Below are 16,840 nucleotides of genomic sequence, written 5' to 3' on the forward strand. Positions count from 1 at the left end.
TATGCGACCCACGATCGGCCCGCTGGACGAGTACCCCATCCACCAGACGCCGCAGCCCATGGCGCGGGTGGCCTCCAGCGACAAGAACTTCTACGACCGCAGCTACTACAACGCCATCGACACCACCGGCGACCTCATGCTCATCACCGGGTTCGGCGTGTACCCGAACCTGGGCGTCAAGGACGCGTTCGCCACCGTGCGGCGCGGGAACGCCCAGCACACGGTGCGGTTCTCCGACGCGCTGGACCAGCGCGGGCTGGACCTGGCCGTGGGCGGCTACCGCATCGAGGTCATCGAACCGCTGCACAAGCTGCGGGTCGTGTGCGAGCACGAGGACCTGTCCTTCGACATGACCTGGGAGGGTTCGCATCCGGTCGTGCAGGAGGAACCGCACACCATCATCACCGGAATGAACAAGGCGATGATCGACGCGCAGCGCTTCGCGCAGGTCGGAACCTGGTCCGGCACACTGCACGTGGACAACACCGACTTCACGATCGATCCGGGCGCGTGGGTCGGCACCCGCGACCGCTCCTGGGGCATTCGCCCGGTCGGCGACGCCGATCCGGCGGGGCGCGTGGCCGCGGAGCCGTCCGAGGGCTTCTGGTGGCTCTACGTGCCGCTGCGGTTCGACGACTACTCGATCATCGTGATCGTGCAGGAGGAGCCCAACGGCTTCCGCACGCTCAACGACGCGACCCGTATCTGGCACGACGGGCGCATCGAGCAATTGGGCTGGCCGCGTGTGCATCTGACCTACAGGTCCGGCACCCGCATCCCGACCGCGCTGCGGCTCGAGCTCATGACCCCCGACGGCAAGCCGCTCGAGGTGGAGGTCGAGGCGGGCACCAACATCGCCCTGCACGTGGGCTGCGGGTACGGCGGCGATCCCGACTGGGTGCACGGCCAGTGGAAGGGCCGCGACTTCGCGCAGAGCCAGAGCTACGACCTGACCGATCCCGCCATCGCGGGCCGCGTGCCCTTCGGCGTCATCGACCACGTCGGCAAGGCCCGCTGCAACGGCGACCAGGGCTGGGGCCTGTTCGAACACGGCTCGCTGGGCCGGCACGATCCCACCGGCTTCGCCGACTGGGGCTCGGTGGCCCCCTGATCCACCCCGACCGCGAATCGCTCTCCCACACAGGGTGATTCGCCGGACCGCCGCACCCCCCAACCCAACCTGCCGGGGGTGCGGCGGTCGCTCGTTCTCAGCGGTATTCGACCAGACAGAATTGGTGCCCCTCGGGGTCCGCCAGCACCACGACCACCCCGCCCGGATGCTCGTGCCGCTCCCCGGTGTCACTCCCCCCGAGCGCGATCACCTGGGCCACCCCCGCCTCGATGTCGTCGACGGCGATGTCGAGATGCAGCCGCACCTTCCCCCGGCGCGGCTCGGTCACCGGTTGAAATACCAACCGCGGCTGCGCATCCCCCGGCTGCCCGAGGTAGACCCAGCCCGGCTCCGACGGCCCGGGTGCCCTGTCGAGCAGCGCGCTCCAGAACCCCGCCACCCGCTCGACGTCGACACAGTCGATCGTGACGCCCACCCACCGATTCCCCATCGCATCAGTATGGCGCGCCGACCGCCACGCCGGTCGGCGATCAGCCGGCGGGAATCAGGGCGCGGGGCGGCGAATGACGGCCGCGGCCACCGTGATTCCGGCGACCTTGCGTTTGTGGATGCGGAGTTCCCCGGAGCGGGCGGCCAGCAGGGCGGCCGCTTCGCAGACGCTGGCGGTGCCCAGGGCCAGGGCGGTGCGATCGGAGGGGTTGGGTACGGCCACCTCTGTCAGCTGGGCCGGGGTGTACGCGATGACGCGGACGCCCAGTTGTTTCGCCGCCGCTGTCAGGCCGGGTTCGGCGGCGCGACGGTCGATGGTGGCAAGGCAGGCGATGCGGGCGTCCGCCGCGACATCCCGGACCGCCGCCACGATCGATTCGGCGGTCGCACCGCGGCGCATGCCGATGCCGATGGCCAGTTCAGGCTGCAACATAGGACCGCGCGTATTCTGCTGCGGCCGTGACGAAGCGGGCGATCGAGCCGGGATTTCCGGCGGGGTGGGTGTGCAGGTAGGAGGCGTGGACGTTCGCCAGGGTCGCGCCTTCGCGGACCGTGTCGCCGGTGGGCGCGCGCCACGCCCAGGCGGCGGGAGCCGTGGCGGGGGTGGTGAGTCTGGTGCGGTGGAACTCGTGGCCGCGGACGCGGGCGCCCGCCGGGAACAGGACCGAGTCGGTGAGGGCCACGGCATCGCGGTAGCCGAGGGTCAGGCGGGGGCCGAACTCGGCGTCGGCGTCGATCACGCCCGCCATGCGGTGGCCGTCGAGGGAGCGGGCGAGGTAGAGCAGGCCCGCGCATTCGGCGTGGATCGGGAGGCCGTTCCGGGCCTGCTCGGCGATGCTGGTCAGCAGCGGGACGTTGGCGGCCAGGGCGGCGGCGTGCTCCTCGGGGAAGCCGCCGGGGATGACCAGACCCGCCGTGCCGGTGGGCAACTCGTCGAACGCGGGGTCGAAGACGACCACGCGGGCGCCCGCGGCTTCCAGGAGCTCGCGGTGCTCGGCGTAGCCGAAGGTGAAGGCGGCGCCGCCCGCCACGGCGATCACGGGCGCGGCCGCGAGCGGGGTGGGATCGGCGCTGCCCCCGCGAGCGGAGGTGGATTCGGCCGCCGGCGCGTCGGATCGCGCCGCGGCGGGGCCGGACGCGAACGACGCCGCGGCGGATCCGGTCCCGAACGACGCTGCGGCGGAGCCGGACCCGAACGACGCTGCGGCCGAACCGGACCGGAGAGACGCCGCCGCGCGCAGTTCGGCGACCGGATCCCACGTGGTCCCGGCGGCGTCGGCGGTGGCCAGTGCCACCACCGCGGCCAGATCCACGTGGGCCGCCACCAGATCGCTCATGGCGTCCACCGCCGACTGTGCGGCAGAACCGTGTTCGGCGGCGGTGATCAGGCCCAGATGCCGGGAAGGCACGGCCAATTCGGCCAGGCGGGGAAGCGCGCCGAGCACCGGCAGGCCGACCCGATCGCAGGCGGCGCGCAGGACCTGTTCGTGGCGTTCACTGCCGACCCGGTTGAGAATGACGCCGCCGAGCCGGATTCCGCTGTCGTAGGTGGCGAAGCCGTGCAGCAGTGCGGCCAGGCTCTGACTGTGCCCGCGCGCGTCCACGACCAGGATCACCGGCGCGCCCAGCATGGCGGCGATCTGGGCGGTAGAGCCCTCCGCGATGGGTTCGGCGTTGTTCTCGTCGATCCGCCCGTCGAACAGGCCCATCACGCCCTCGACCACGGCGATGTCGCAGCCCGCGCTGCCGTGCCTGTACAGCGGCGCCATCCGCTCGGCCCCGCACAGCACCGGATCGAGATTGCGGCCCGGCCGCCCGGCGGCCAGGCCGTGATACCCGGGATCGATATAGTCGGGGCCGACCTTGAACGGCGCGACCCGATGCCCGGCGCGCCGCAGCGCCCCGATCAATCCCGTTGCGACGGTGGTCTTTCCGCTCCCCGATGCGGGGGCGGCGATCACCACCGCGGGCACACTCACCATTCGATGCCCCGCTGGCCCTTGCGGCCGGAGTCCATGGGGTGCTTGACCTTCGTCATCTCGGTGACCAGGTCGGCGACCTCGAGCAGGGCGGGCGGGGCGTCGCGGCCGGTGATCACCACGTGCTGATTGCCGGGCCGCTCGCTGAGCGTCTTGACGACCTCGTCGACGTCGACCCAGCCCCATTTGAGCGGGTAGGTGAATTCGTCGAGCACGTAGAAGCGATGCTGCTCGGCGGCGATGCGGCGCGCGATCTCCTGCCAGCCCGCGAGCGCGGCGGCCGCGTGGTCGTCGTCCGAGCCCTGCTTACGGGTCCAGGACCAGCCCTCGCCCATCTTGTGCCATTCCACGGCCCCGCCCGCGCCGGTCTCCTCGTGCAGCTTCCCGAGCGTGCGGAAGGCGGCCTCCTCGCCGACCTTCCACTTGGCGCTCTTCACGAACTGGAAGACCGCCACGTCGAAACCCTGATTCCAGGCCCGCAGCGCCATACCGAAGGCCGCGGTCGACTTACCCTTGCCCGGACCCGTATGCACCGCGAGCACGGGCAGATTACGCCGCTGCCGCGTCGTCAGACCGTCGTCGGGAATGCTCTCCGGCAACGGAACACCCTGGGGCATGGATCCGGACTCCTCTCACCACACGGTCGCGTGACCCTGTGCGCCCCCTCACCGTGCCATACCCGCCAGTCCCCGCCGCGCTCAGGTCAACGCGTGCACGATTCCGGACACGATCCGCCCGATCGCCCGCCCGGCCACCGCGAGCATTCCCGGCGCGGCCTCGACGAGCGCGCCCGCCGCCTCCCCCGCGAAATCGGCCCCGTTGCCCAGCCGCTTGTTCCGCCTGGACCTGTCACGACGAAATATCCCCATACCCGGTACTACGCACGCGACCCCGCTCGAGTTCCCGCCCCGCCACGATTTCTCGTCGCCGTGCCCCAGATCCGCCGGGGCGACTTGGTCCACCCCCGTCCACTCTCCTCGATTCGCCTCGGGCGACGCGGAACCCGGCCGACCCGCCGCGCGACACCTCGCAGGTGCTCTCATCGAGCGCGAGGTACCGATCGGGTTCGGACCGCGGGCTCGGCGCGGACGATGCCCGCCGCCGAGCCGGCCGAACAGATGGAGATGACAAACCGTTCTCGCGACGTCGCCGACACTGATGACCGGCGCGAACCCATTCCCGTTCAGGCCGCGCGGGAACCGGCGCGGACGATCCCGGCCACCGCCTCACCGGTCAGTTCCCCCAGGGCCAGGTAGCCCGCGCGGAGGTCGGCGGCCAGGTCGCGGGCCAGGCCGAGGCGGATCATGCCGCGTTCGCAGTCCACGACCATGGCTGTCACCGACCGGGCGGCCAGCAGGCGGGCCGCGGCGCGGGCGCGCGGGACCGGGTCCGTGCCGCCGGTGGCGCGGCCGTCGGTGAGCAGCACCAGCATCGGGCGGCGGTGCGGGTCGCGGACCTGTTCGCGGGCGATCACCTCGCGGGCCTTCAGCAGGCCCTGTGCGAGTGGGGTTTTGCCGCCGGTGCGCATATCGGCCAGGCGGCGGACCGCGATGTCGACCGAGGAGGTGGGCGGCAGCACCAGCTCCGCGTCCGCGCCGCGCACGGTGATCACGGCGACCTTGTCGCGGCGCTGATAGGCGTCGCGCAGCAGCGCCACCACCGCGCCGGTGACCGCGGAGAGGCGGTCGCGGGCGGCCATCGAGCCCGAGGCGTCGACCACGAAGACGACCAGATTGCCTTCGCGCCCTTCGCGATACGCGCCGCGCAGATCGCTCGGCGCGAACTCCAGGGGGCCGCTCAGGCGACCGCGCGACCGCTGATGCGGTGCGGCGGCGAAGACGGTGCCGAGCAGGTGCAGACCGGTACCGGTCTCGGGCGTCGCGCGCACGACGCGGCCCTGCCGGGTGCGGGCGCGGGACCGGCGGCCGGGCGCGCCTTCGCCGACGCCGGGAACCTCCCAGCGCGGCGGCTTGGCCGCGGTGTGCCCGGGCAGCCCGGTGCGACCCTCCCGCGCGGGCTTGCCCGACGGGTCTCCGCCGGCGGTGTCCTTACCGGATTCCGGTGTGCCGGAAGAGTTCTCCGGCCGGGGATCGTCCGCGCCCCCGGGCGCATCCGCGTCCCGGCGGTCGGCGGCCGGTACGTCTCCCTGTGCGCCGTCCGGCTCCGAGTCGTTGCGGCCGCCGCCGGGCGAATCCGGCCCGCCGTCCGGATCATCGTCCCGGTCGTTCGAAGCGGTTGGATCCTGCGGTCCCGCACCATCGCGCGGGACCGTTTCACCTTTTCCCAGGTCGTCCGCACCGCCGTCCTGTGCGCGCGCGGCCTGTTCGGCGGCCTGTTCCATGGCCTGATCGAGTTGTTCCTCGCTGATGCCCGGCTCGTCGAACGGATCACGCCGACGCCGGTGCGGCAGTGCGAGTTCCGCGGCCACGCGCACGTCGTCCTCGGTCACCACGAGGCTGCCGCGCCAGGCGGCATGGGCGGTGGCGGTGCGCGCGACGACCAGGTCGGCGCGCATGCCGTCCACGTCGAAAGCGGCGCACAGCGCGGCGATCCGGCGCAGCTCCACATTGTCGAGCTCGACCGCGCCGACCCGGTCGCGGGCGGTGAGGATCCGGTCGGCGACCTCGCGATCGGCCGCCGCGTACAGATCGGCGAAACCGGCGGGATCGGCCTCGAAGTCCAGGCGGCGGCGCACCACGGCCATGCGCACGTCGACGTCGCGGGAGGCGACCACGTCCACGGTGAGCCCGAACCGGTCCAGCAGCTGCGGGCGCAGTTCGCCCTCTTCGGGATTCATGGTGCCCACGAGCACGAAGCGCGCGGGATGCGAATGCGAGACGCCGTCGCGCTCGATGTGCACCCGGCCCATGGCGGCGGCGTCCAGCAGCACGTCCACCAGGTGGTCGTGCAGCAGGTTCACCTCGTCGACGTAGAGCACGCCGTGATGGGCCGCGGCCAGCAGACCGGGTTTGAAAGCCTGTTCGCCGTCGCGCAGCACTCGCTCGAGATCCAGCGAGCCGACCACGCGGTCCTCGGTCGCGCCGACCGGCAACTCCACCAGTCGCGCCGGGCGCGCACCGCGCTCGTCCACCACCGGGGGCAGCAGCTGCGCCAGCGCGCGCACCACCGTCGACTTCGCGGTGCCCTTCTCCCCGCGCACCAGCACACCGCCGATACCGGGATGTACCGCGCACAGCGTCAGCGCCAGCTGCAACCGTTCCTGCCCGACGACAGCGGAGAACGGGAACCCGACCTCGTCACCGGAGGCCGCGCGCTTGGATTCCGAATAAGCCACAGAGGAAACGGACACGCCCCAACTCTAGGCGCGGCGCCGCGGCGGTCGGCGTCGGCCTCCCCGCCGCGCACCGAGCCACCTCCGGAATCCCGTGCGGTGAACCACGCTCGACCGCCGGCACGGGCAGCTCGACCACCCCCGAGCGGCACCGATTCGGACGCTGTCGCCGATACGGGCAGCCGACAGCGCCGTTCGCCGCACCACCTGCGCGGCCGTCCGGCGTCCCGCACCGAAAACAATGGCCCGCAACCACATTCGGTTGCGGGCCACACTCGGCGGATCCGGTTCGCATCAACCCTTGCGCATGGGGATGTGCGGGATGCCGTCGTCGATGTACTCCTCGCCGTCGCGCTTGAAGCCATGCTTGGTGTACATATCGACCAGGTAGGTCTGGGCGTTGAGGCGAACGGTCGCCGACCCCGCCTCGGCCAGCGCGGCCTGCAGGACCCGGGTGGTGTAGCCGTGGCCGCGCGCGGACGGCGCGGTGCACAGTCGCCCGATGCGGAAGGACTTCACGCCGTTGTCGTGCTCCTCCAGCAGGCGGAGGGTGCAGATCACGTCACCTTCGTCATCGAGCCAGAAATGACGGGTCTCGACACCCAGGTCGAGCCCGTCCAATTCCGGGTAGGCGCACTTCTGCTCGACGACGAAAACTTCTACGCGAAGTTTCAACAGCTTGTAGAGGGTCTCGGTATCCAGGTCCTGGGCCCACGACCGTTTCAAAGCAACCGTTGACATCATCGAGTCTTGCTATCACACCTACGCGTGCGAGGGAACCCCTACGTGCTTCGGCGTGTTGATCCCGTCCAGGCGCAGGGCCTTGTTGGACCAGTCCCACACCTCGTTGAACAGGGCCTGGTTCTCCGAGAGCTTGACTCCGAGCGAAGGCACCATTTCCGCGAGTTTCGGCTCCCACGAAGCGAATTCGCCCGGGAAGCACTTGCGCATGACGTCGAGCATGGCGCTCACACAGGTCGAGGCGCCCGGCGAGGCGCCGAGCAGACCGGCGATGGTGCCGTCCTCGGCCGCGACCACCGCGGTGCCCAGCTCGAGCACGCCGCCCGCACCCTTGCGGCGGATGACCTGCACGCGCTGACCGGCGATGATCAGCTCCCAGTCCTGGCCGTTGGCGCGCGGGATGAACTCCTCCATCGCGCCGACGCGACCGGCCTGCGACTTGAGCAGCTCGCCGACCAGGTAGTTGACCAGGCCCATCTCGGTGACGCCCACGCCCAGCATGGAGAACAGGTTGTTGGGCTTGACCGACTTGAACAGGTCGGTGAGCTTGCCGTCCTTGAGGAACTTGGGCGTCCAGCCGGCGTACGGGCCGAAGAGCAGGCCGCGCTCACCGTTGATGACGCGAGTGTCCAAGTGCGGCACCGACATCGGCGGCGCACCGACCGACGCCTGGCCGTACACCTTGGCCTCGTGCTGGGTGACCAGGGCTCTGTTGGTGGCGCGCAGGAACAGACCCGACACGGGGAAGCCGCCGAAACCGGAGATCTCCTTGATGCCCGCCTTCTGCAGCAGCGGCAGCGCGCCGCCGCCCGCGCCCACGAAGACGAACTTCGCGTTGATGACGCGGGTCTTGCCGGTGCGCAGATTGCGGACCTTCACGTACCAGGAACCGTCGGACTGCTTGGACAGGTTGCGCACCTCGTGGCCGAAGGCGATGTTCGCCCCCGACGTGCCGAGGTAGGCCAGCAGCTCCTTGGTCAGCTCACCGAAATCGATATCGGTGCCGGAGTCGGTCCAGTTGAGCGCCACCGGGTCGGAGAAGTCACGGCCCTTGGACATCAGCGGTAGTCGCCGCTTGAACTCCTCGGCGTCGTCGATGAACTCCATGCCTTCGAACAGCGGATGCCGCGACAGCGCCGCGTGGCGCTTGCGCAGGTATTCGACGCCGTCCGGTCCGTGCGTGAAGCTCACGTGCGGAATGGGGTTGATGAAGTTCGACGGATTGCCGAGCACGCCGTTCTCCACCGAGTACGACCAGAACTGGCGCGACACCTGGAAACGCTCGTTGATGTCGATGGCCTTGGTGATGTCCACCGAGCCGTCGGCGTTCTGCGGCGTGTAGTTCAGTTCGCACAGGGCCGAGTGGCCGGTGCCCGCGTTGTTCCACGGGTCGCTGGACTCGCCGGCGGCGGAGTCCAGCCGTTCGAAGACGGAGATCGACCAGTTCGGCTGCACCTGGCGCAGCAACGCGCCGAGCGTGGCGCTCATGATGCCGGCGCCGATGAGTACTACATCGGTCTTTTCGATCTTCGCAGCGTTCGACACGGCTTTGTCGACTTCCTTGTCTGTTTAGGGCAATCCAGCGGCAGCTAGGTTACCCGTCGTTCACCTACGGCCAATTGTGCCCCTGGACACGAACAAATCCCGCAACGAAAACCCCGAATGTGAGAGATACCTCCGGTTCTCACTGGGCGGCCGGGCGGCTACCTTGGATATGTGACCTCCGATACGTCATCTGCAGCCGTCTCATCCGCGCCGTCCAAGGCCCCGGGTACCTGGCAACCCGATGTCCTCGGAGACGCCTATCAGCAATTGACGATACCCATGGGTATCGATCCGGACGGCGAAGGCGAAGCGATCGCCACGCTGGTCCGGTACACCCCCGCCGACGCGCCCGTCGCGACCCAGGCGGTGCTGTTCGTGCACGGATTCACCGACTACTTCTTCCAGGAGCACCTGGCCGAGCACATGTCGGCCCAGGGCTACGCCTTCTACGCGCTGGACCTGCGCAAATGCGGTCGGTCCCGGCGACCCGGGCAGACGCCGCACTACGTCAGCGACCTGTCGCTGTACGACGTGGAACTCGATCGGTCGCTGCGCATCATTCGCGAGCAGACCGGCCTGCCCGTGCTCATGATGGGACATTCGACCGGCGGGCTGGTGCTGTCGCTGTGGATGCATCGCCTGCACGCGGCGGGCCGCACGCGCGCCGAGGGCGTGACCGGGCTGGTGCTGAACAGCCCGTGGTTCGACCTGCAGGGCCCGTCGTACTACCGCTCGCTGGGCACGCCGCTGATCAACACGATCGGGCGGCTGAGCGGGCTGGCCAAACTGCCGCTGGGTTCGATCTCCACGTACGGAGAAAGCCTGCACCACACCAAGTCCGGTGAGTGGGACTACAACCTGGACTGGAAGCCGCTCGCCGGATTCCCGGTCCACGCGGGCTGGCTGCGGGCCGTGCGCCGCGGGCACGCGCGCCTGCACCAGGGCCTGGACATCGGCGTGCCCGCGCTGATCCTGCGGTCCAAGGTGACCCGGTTCATGAGCAAGTACGGCCCCGCCGCCGACGTGGCCGACGTGGTGCTCGACGTGCGGCAGATTCAGCGCTGGTCGGGCTGTCTGGGCACGCGCACGAACATCGTGCCGATCGAGGGTGCGCGCCACGACGTGTTCCTGTCGGCCGAACGCCCGCGCACGCGGGCGTTCGACGAACTGGACTCGTGGCTCAGGTGGTTGCCGACCTCACCAGAAGCTGGTGCGTAGCACGATCTCGGTGGCGAGCTCGTGGCCCGCTTCGGCGGCCACGTCCGCGACATCGACCGGCACGAGCCGGAATTCGCCGTAGACGTGCCTGCCCGAGCCCTCGGCCACGGGGGCCGGCAGGCGCTTGGTGGCCAGCAGCGTGGTGGGGATCTCCACCGGCGGGCAGGTCGCGTCGGCGATCTCACCGTCGACGCCGGGGGCGGCCGGGTGTCCGCTGCCCGCGGCGATGAGGCTCATGAAACGCCCGAAGCCGCGCGCGGCGAGCTGCCAGGCGAGGTCCGCGCCGGTACCGCAGCCGACCAGATTGGCCCAGGGCACCTTCAGCTCGTCGAGCAGCGCGAAGACCGTCTTGGTGTCGAGCCCGGGCGCGGGCTCGATGACGATGGTGCGCAGGTCGGAGGTCTGCAGTCGATCGCAGACCCCGTCGTATACGTCGGCCGGATCGCCCGCATCGGGTAGTAGTACGACGTGATGCCGGGAGTCGTTGCCTCCGACCCGTACGCCCCACTCGCGATCACCGACCGTGATCCGCCGAGATTCCATTTCGAAGACGCTACACGGCGCGCGAAACTCCCGGACGCCTGTCGCGCGGATTCTCGTGATGGTCGTCACCGCCGCCGCGTCAGAGGCTCGCGCGCACCGTCAGCGTCGGCAGGCCGGCGGGCGCGCCCGCCGCGATGAGCCGTTCGAGGGCGTCCAGGTCGAGGTGCTTCTCCAGGAGGTCCGCGAGCAGGTCCAGCTGCGCCTCGCGCACCGCGGCCACCGAAACGTCCTCGGCGACAACGAAACCCCGCCGACCAGCGCGAGCGGCCACCTCCCGGAGCCACGCCCTGCGGAAGTCGTCCGATTCCAGCGCACCGTGCAGGTGCGTGCCCCAGATCGCCCCGCGCACACTGCCTTCGGGCTCCCCCTCGAGCACCAGCCACGGCGCGTCGCCGTTGGAGCGGACGCGCCCGTGGTGAATCTCATAGCCCCGCAAGGGGATTGCCTTTTCGGCCGCTGCCGGCTCCGCGGGGCCGCCAGGAGCTGCCGATGCCGGAACGATCCCGCTCGCGCCCGTCGGGCCGCTCCCGGCGACGGGCGCGGGGCCGGACGCCGACGTGCCCGGGGCCACAGCCGCCGAGCCCCGAGCTGTGTCGGAGATCGCGGCCGCGACGGCTGTGTTCGATATCGCGTCCGGCGCAACGAAGCCCGGAATCGCGTCGTCGTCCGCCTCGGGCGAGTAGACCCGATCCGCGCCGCGCGCGAGACCGGGCCCGTCCGCGAGGTGGCCGGTGGCCCGGCGCAGGACCTTCGGGTCGGCGAACTCGATCTCGAGGTCGAGCAGACCGAGGCCGGGGACCGTGCCCGCGCCGGACTCGACGGTGTCGGTGATGGTGCGGCCGAGCATCTGGTAGCCGCCGCAGACGCCGAGGATGGGGCCGCCCGCGGCGGCGCGGGCGAGGAGCGCGTCGGCTATTCCGGTGCGGCGCAGCCAGTCCAGGTCCGAGACCGTGGCCTTGCTGCCGGGCAGGATCACCAGGTCCGCGCCGGCCAGGCGGGAGGGGTCGGTGACCCAGCGCACCGCGACGCCGGGCTCGCACGCCAGAGCCTCGACGTCGGTCGAGTTGGAGATGCGGGGCAGGCGGACAGCGGCCACCGTCAGCCAGTCCGCGCCGCGCGGGGGCAGCGAGCGGCCGACGGGGGCGTCGGCGACGGTGCCCAGGGAGTCCTCGGCGTCGATCCAGAGATCCTCGGCGAAGGGGATGACGCCGAGGGTGGGGCGGCCGGTCAGGGCGGTGAGCTGGTCGATGCCGGGGCGCAGCAGATCGACGTCGCCGCGGAACTTGTTGATGACGAAGCCCGAGATGAGTTGCTGGTCTTCGGGTTCCAGCACCGCGACGGTGCCGAACAGGTGCGCGAGCACGCCGCCGCGGTCGATGTCGCCGACCACCAATACCGGCAGATCGGCCGCGCGGGCCAGGCCCATGTTCGCCAGATCCGTTGCCCGCAGGTTGATCTCGGCGGGCGAGCCGGCGCCCTCGCAGATCACCACGTCGAATTCGGCCCGCAGACCGGCCAATTCCTCCGCGACGATCGCGCGCAGTTCGGTGCGATGGCGGAAATAGTCCTTGGCCCCGACGGTGTCGATCGCCCGGCCGCGAACCACCAACTGCGAGCGCCGGTCACTACCCGGCTTGAGCAGGATCGGGTTGAAGCGCACGCTCGGCTCCAGCCCGGCGGCGCGCGCCTGCAGAGCCTGCGCACGCCCGATCTCCCCGCCGTCCAGGGTGACGACGGAGTTGTTGGACATGTTCTGCGCCTTGAACGGCGCGACCCGCACGCCCCGGCGCGCGAGTAACCGGCAAAGCCCCGCCACCACAACGCTTTTGCCCGCGTCCGAGGTGGTGCCCGCGATGAGCAGGGCGCCCTTCACCGGTCGCGCTCCGCGCGCACACCGAACATCGGCGCCGAGCCACCGGCCCGGTCGACGAGTACCCGGGGAAGCGGTTCGCGTTCGAGCGACAGCCGGGAGAAACCGGCGCCACGCACCGGCCGGGGACCACCGGTGGCACGAAGGTAGGAACCGCTCACGGCAGGGTCAGGATCTCCGAGCCGGTGTCGGTGACGACCAGGGTGTGCTCGAACTGAGCCGTCCACTTGCGGTCCTTGGTGACCACGGTCCAGCCGTCGGGCCAGATCTCGTAGTCGATGCCGCCGAGGTTGATCATGGGCTCGATGGTGAAGGTCATGCCCGGCTCGATGACCGATTCCACGGCGGGCTGGTCGTAGTGCAGGATCACCAGGCCGCTGTGGAAGGTCGGCCCGACGCCGTGACCGGTGAAGTCGCGCACCACGCCGTAGTCGAAGCGGTTGGCGTAGGCCTCGATCACGCGGCCGATGACATTGAGCGCGCGGCCCGGCTTGACGGCCTTGATGGCGCGCGCGGTGGCCTCCTCGGTGCGCTCGACCAGCAGTCGCACCTCCTCGTCCACGTCACCGGCGAGGTAGGTCTTGTTGGTGTCGCCGTGCACGCCGCCGATGAACGCGGTGACATCGATGTTCACGATGTCACCGTCCTCGATGACGGTGGAGTCCGGAATGCCGTGGCAGATGACCTCGTTCAGCGAGGTGCAGCAGGATTTGGGAAAACCTTTGTAGCCCAGCGTCGACGGGTACGCGCCGTTGTCGATGAGGTACTCGTGCACGATGCGGTCGAGCTCGTCGGTGGTGACGCCGGGGGCGACGGCCTTGCCCGCCTCTTCCAGGGCCTGCGCGGCGAGCTTGCTCGCGACCCGCATGGCCTCGATCGTCTCGGGGGTCTGCACCCAGGGCTCGTTGCCCTCCTTGGCCGTCTTCTTCCAGACGTACTCGGGCCGCTCGATGGATTTCGGCACCTCGCGAATGGGTGATTGGGTGCCGGGAACGAGGGGTTTGCGGGTGCGCACTGACATGGGATCAAGAGTATCCGGACCGCGCGGGGGCTTCGCGGCGGAGGCCAGCCGGGAACATTTCCGGACCGCAGTCCGTTTAAGCTTTCGGTTGACTTGGAAACAATGATGGAAGGGCGACTTGCCATGGAACTGGGTTTGACGACATTCGCCGAGACTCATCCCGTCGGCGGCGACGGACCGGTGCCGACCGCCGGTGAGCGGCTGCGCCAGGTCGTCGACGAGGCCGTGGCCACCGAACAGGCCGGGCTGGACGTCTACGGCGTGGGCGAGCATCACCGCGAGGATTTCGCGGCCTCCTCCCCCGCCATGGTGCTGGCGGCCATCGCCGCGCGCACCGAGCGGATCCAGCTCACCAGCGCGGTCACCGTGCTGAGCTCCGACGATCCGGTACGGGTGTACCAGGATTTCGCGACGCTCGACGGGCTGTCCCGCGGCCGGGCCGAGCTCATGGCCGGGCGCGGCTCGTTCACCGAATCGTTCCCGCTCTTCGGCTACGACCTGGCCGACTACGACGAACTCTTCGACGAGAAGCTGGCCCTGCTGCTGAAGATCCGCGAGGAGGGCCCGGTCACCTGGTCCGGGAAGTTCCGCGCGCCGCTGGACAACGCCGTCGTCTACCCCCGCACCGAGGATCGGCCGCTGCCGGTCTGGATCGCGGTGGGCGGCAGCCCGGAATCGGTGATCCGCGCGGGCCTGCTGGGCCTGCCGCTGGCCATCGCCATCATCGGCGGGCAGCCGGCCCGGTTCAAGCCGCTGGTTGATCTCTACCACCGCGCGCTGGAGCAGGGCGGGCACGACCGGCAGCCGGTGGCCGTGCACGCGCACGGCTACGTCGCCGACACCGAGGAACAGGCCGTCGCGGACTTCTACAAGCCGTACGCGCGGGCCATGAGCGGCATCGGCCGCGAGCGCGGCTGGGGCCCGATGACCCCGCAGCAGTTCGACGCCCTGCGCTCGCCCGGCGGGTCGCTGTTCGTGGGCACCCCGGACCAGGTGGCGGCCAAGATCGCGGACGTGCGCGACACCCTCGAACTGGACCGCTTCATGCTGCACGCGAGCGTGGGCACGCTGGCGCACGAGAAGGTGCTGCACACCATCGACCTGCTGGGCACGAAGGTCGCCCCGCAGGTGCGCTGAGCACGGCCTTCCGGCGCGGCACCGCAGCGAGTACTGTCTGCTAGGGCCTTGCGGGGCCCTGGCAACGAACGCGTTTTCGACTACCCGGATCAACGGTTTGCGCACCGATCAGGAGAGTTCGAATGAAGCTGCGCCACGTACCGCTTCTGTTCGTCCCGGCACTGGTGTTCCCGCTCCTGGCGAGCGGAACGGGCGGTGCCGAGCCGGTGCTGCCCGCCACGCCGTTCCACGTGCACCGGACGGCGTCGAGCCTCGAGGTGGCGATCGACGACGGCACCTTCGCCATGGACGGCAATCACCTGGTGATTCTGAGCGGCGACGGCCGAGTGCTCTCCACCCTGCCGCTGAGCTTCCGGCTCGCGGACTTCCTGTTCCCGATCTCGGTGAAGATCGACGGCGGCACGGCCGTCATCACCCCGAGTCTGGATGTGGCCCAGGCGTTCTACCGGCCGGTGACCGGTCCGGTCGATCAGGGCGCGGCCCAGGACCGGCTCAACGGCGAACTGGCCGCGGGCGCGGGCATCGGCCTGCTGGTCGGCACGACCACCGGCGCGGTCGGCGGCTGTCTGCTGGGCGGCGGGATCGGCGCGATCCTCGGCGGCCTGTCCACGGTGCTGGGCACGGCGATCATCGGACTCGGCGGGCTCGGCGTCGTGCTCATCCCGGTCGGCGCGATCGTCGGCTGCGGCGGCGGGGCCCTGACCGGCGGCATCATCGGCGGCGCGGCCGGGGCGGCGCTGGGCGCGGGCGGCGGCGCGATCTACTTCTACACCACCCCGCCGCCGCCACCGGCGCCCGAACCAGGGCCCGGGCGAATCGCGGCGGGACCCTGATTGGCGTTCACGCCCTTGCTATTCCGTGACCGCGGTGCGTGATCGCACCGCGGTCACGACCGTCAGTTGGGGTAGTACGGCCCCGGGAACGGGGGTTCGGGCAGATCGCAGCGTTGCAGATCGTATTTCGCGATCCGCTCGATGCGCGTGCTCGCGAAGCCGAAGGCCTGGCGCAGATTGTTCCGGAACCGCGTGAAGGTCAGCGGCGCGCGGGACGAGGCCAGCAGGTCCTGGGTCTGCGGGCAGGACAGCGCCTGTCGCGCCTGCTCGACATGCAGGACCCGGATGTGCGCGGCCATCCACGGGTGCAGGGCCACCACCCCTGTATCGGCCACCGCCCAGCTGGCGTCCAGGTTCTTGTCGTGCCCGATCCGGCCGTCGGTGAGCCGGTCACTGTGCGCCGCAACCGGATACGCCAATCCGACCGGATCGATGACGCGCACGTCCAGGGGCACGTTCATGCTCGACATGCCGAGGTTCAGGAAGTACACCGTGTGGCCGGTGCCGCCGGCGGGGACGGGTTCCGGCGGCGGGATGACGTACCAATAGGTCTGGTCGGGCAGGTTGATCGCCAGTCCGCCGTTCGGCGTCTCGGCGAGGTCGTTGATCAGCGGCCGCATGCGCGGGAAGTCCAGGTAGTCCTCGGCCCGGATGGGGTGGTCGTGGCCGCTGAGCAGGACGTAGTAGATGCGCTCGTCCACGATGCCGGTGGCGCGGATCTCGGTGCCGGAGGTGATCGCGGTGGTGTTGGCCGCGAACAGCGCCCAGCCGATGATGGCCGAGAGCGCGACGAGCGCGGCCGTCGCGGTCCAGTCCGCGCGGCGGCGTGCGGCCGCGGTCCCCACCGGTCGCAGCGGCAGCACCATGACCGGCAGCAGCAGGCAGAACAGCTGGGGCAGCAGCATGCGCCCGTGCATGAAGTCACCGCCGACGCGAGTCTCGTAGACGGTCAACAGGATTCCGCTGCCGACCAGGAGGACGACGACGGCGGCGGGACTGTGCAGGCGACGGCTGAACTCGTCGATCCGGGCGCGCGACAACGCAGTACGGCCGGCGGGCGCGGACGCCACGGGGCCCGCAACGTGCGGCGCGCGCCGCCG

14 protein-coding genes and 3 pseudogenes are annotated in these 16,840 nt (G+C 70.5%); 4 read left to right on the forward strand and 13 right to left on the reverse strand.

Going from position 1 to position 16,840, the window contains the following annotated elements:
* The first annotated feature begins 1 nt into the window (after position 1).
* Complete coding sequence (locus ABZ319_RS25335) at positions 2 to 1,111, forward strand: hypothetical protein (RefSeq protein WP_354988969.1); 1,110 nt, start codon at positions 2 to 4, stop codon at positions 1,109 to 1,111.
* Between the two features lie 97 nt (positions 1,112 to 1,208).
* On the opposite strand, the gene ABZ319_RS25340 is transcribed toward ABZ319_RS25335, so the two are convergent.
* The 8 genes from ABZ319_RS25340 to mqo form a co-directional block, all read right to left on the reverse strand.
* On the reverse strand, positions 1,209 to 1,562 hold the full coding sequence (locus tag ABZ319_RS25340) for a VOC family protein (protein WP_354988970.1): 354 nt from the start codon (positions 1,560 to 1,562) through the stop codon (positions 1,209 to 1,211).
* A gap of 54 nt (positions 1,563 to 1,616) precedes the next feature.
* Entirely contained in the window at positions 1,617 to 1,994 is a 378-nt protein-coding gene (locus ABZ319_RS25345; protein ID WP_354988971.1) for a cobalamin biosynthesis protein, read from the reverse strand.
* On the reverse strand, positions 1,981 to 3,543 hold the full coding sequence (locus ABZ319_RS25350; RefSeq protein ID WP_354988972.1) for a cobyrinate a,c-diamide synthase: 1,563 nt from the start codon (positions 3,541 to 3,543) through the stop codon (positions 1,981 to 1,983). Before ABZ319_RS25350 ends, ABZ319_RS25345 begins: the two co-directional genes overlap by 14 nt.
* A complete protein-coding gene (cobO, locus tag ABZ319_RS25355) occupies positions 3,537 to 4,157 on the reverse strand; it encodes a cob(I)yrinic acid a,c-diamide adenosyltransferase (RefSeq protein WP_354988973.1) in 621 nt (206 codons plus the stop codon). The genes ABZ319_RS25350 and cobO overlap by 7 nt, the downstream gene beginning before the upstream one ends.
* An 81-nt stretch (positions 4,158 to 4,238) precedes the next feature.
* Positions 4,239 to 4,409 (reverse strand): hypothetical protein, encoded by a 171-nt coding sequence (locus tag ABZ319_RS25360; protein WP_354988974.1) that lies wholly within the window; start codon positions 4,407 to 4,409, stop codon positions 4,239 to 4,241.
* A 314-nt stretch (positions 4,410 to 4,723) separates the two neighbouring features.
* On the reverse strand, positions 4,724 to 6,850 hold the full coding sequence (locus ABZ319_RS25365; protein WP_354988975.1) for a magnesium chelatase subunit D family protein: 2,127 nt from the start codon (positions 6,848 to 6,850) through the stop codon (positions 4,724 to 4,726).
* A 276-nt stretch (positions 6,851 to 7,126) separates the two neighbouring features.
* A complete protein-coding gene (locus ABZ319_RS25370) occupies positions 7,127 to 7,576 on the reverse strand; it encodes a GNAT family N-acetyltransferase (protein ID WP_354988976.1) in 450 nt (149 codons plus the stop codon).
* Positions 7,577 to 7,594: 18 nt separating this feature from the next.
* Positions 7,595 to 9,118: a malate dehydrogenase (quinone) gene (mqo, locus tag ABZ319_RS25375; RefSeq protein ID WP_354988977.1), complete on the reverse strand. Its 1,524-nt coding sequence runs from the start codon at positions 9,116 to 9,118 to the stop codon at positions 7,595 to 7,597.
* A gap of 279 nt (positions 9,119 to 9,397) precedes the next feature.
* Between mqo and ABZ319_RS25380 the strand changes: the two genes are divergently transcribed.
* Positions 9,398 to 10,336, forward strand: a complete 939-nt coding sequence (locus tag ABZ319_RS25380) for an alpha/beta hydrolase (RefSeq protein WP_354988983.1) — start codon at positions 9,398 to 9,400, stop codon at positions 10,334 to 10,336.
* Here ABZ319_RS25380 and ABZ319_RS25385 read toward each other — a convergent pair.
* From ABZ319_RS25385 to map, 4 genes and pseudogenes are all read right to left on the reverse strand, one after another.
* Positions 10,316 to 10,879: an alpha/beta hydrolase gene (locus ABZ319_RS25385; RefSeq protein WP_354988978.1), complete on the reverse strand. Its 564-nt coding sequence runs from the start codon at positions 10,877 to 10,879 to the stop codon at positions 10,316 to 10,318. The two genes, ABZ319_RS25380 and ABZ319_RS25385, sit on opposite strands and share 21 nt — an antisense overlap.
* Before the next feature lie 79 nt (positions 10,880 to 10,958).
* Positions 10,959 to 11,321: pseudogene (locus ABZ319_RS25390) on the reverse strand (cobyric acid synthase CobQ); the annotation flags it as partial.
* A 285-nt stretch (positions 11,322 to 11,606) separates the two neighbouring features.
* Positions 11,607 to 12,752 (reverse strand): annotated as a pseudogene (locus tag ABZ319_RS25395) (cobyric acid synthase); the annotation flags it as partial.
* A 154-nt stretch (positions 12,753 to 12,906) separates the two neighbouring features.
* The gene (gene map / locus ABZ319_RS25400; RefSeq protein WP_354988979.1) at positions 12,907 to 13,770 is read right to left on the reverse strand and encodes a type I methionyl aminopeptidase; all 864 of its coding nucleotides are present in this window, start codon (positions 13,768 to 13,770) and stop codon (positions 12,907 to 12,909) included.
* 123 nt (positions 13,771 to 13,893) lie between these two features.
* Between map and ABZ319_RS25405 the strand changes: the two genes are divergently transcribed.
* On the forward strand, positions 13,894 to 14,907 hold the full coding sequence (locus tag ABZ319_RS25405) for an LLM class flavin-dependent oxidoreductase (RefSeq protein WP_354988984.1): 1,014 nt from the start codon (positions 13,894 to 13,896) through the stop codon (positions 14,905 to 14,907).
* Between the two features lie 122 nt (positions 14,908 to 15,029).
* Positions 15,030 to 15,740 (forward strand): hypothetical protein, encoded by a 711-nt coding sequence (locus tag ABZ319_RS25410; protein WP_354988980.1) that lies wholly within the window; start codon positions 15,030 to 15,032, stop codon positions 15,738 to 15,740.
* A gap of 62 nt (positions 15,741 to 15,802) precedes the next feature.
* Here the strand turns inward: ABZ319_RS25410 and ABZ319_RS25415 are convergent.
* A pseudogene (locus ABZ319_RS25415) lies at positions 15,803 to 16,840 on the reverse strand (hypothetical protein); the annotation flags it as partial.

Origin of the sequence: Nocardia sp. NPDC005978 (genome assembly GCF_040614455.1) — a bacterium.
GTDB lineage: Bacteria > Actinomycetota > Actinomycetes > Mycobacteriales > Mycobacteriaceae > Nocardia.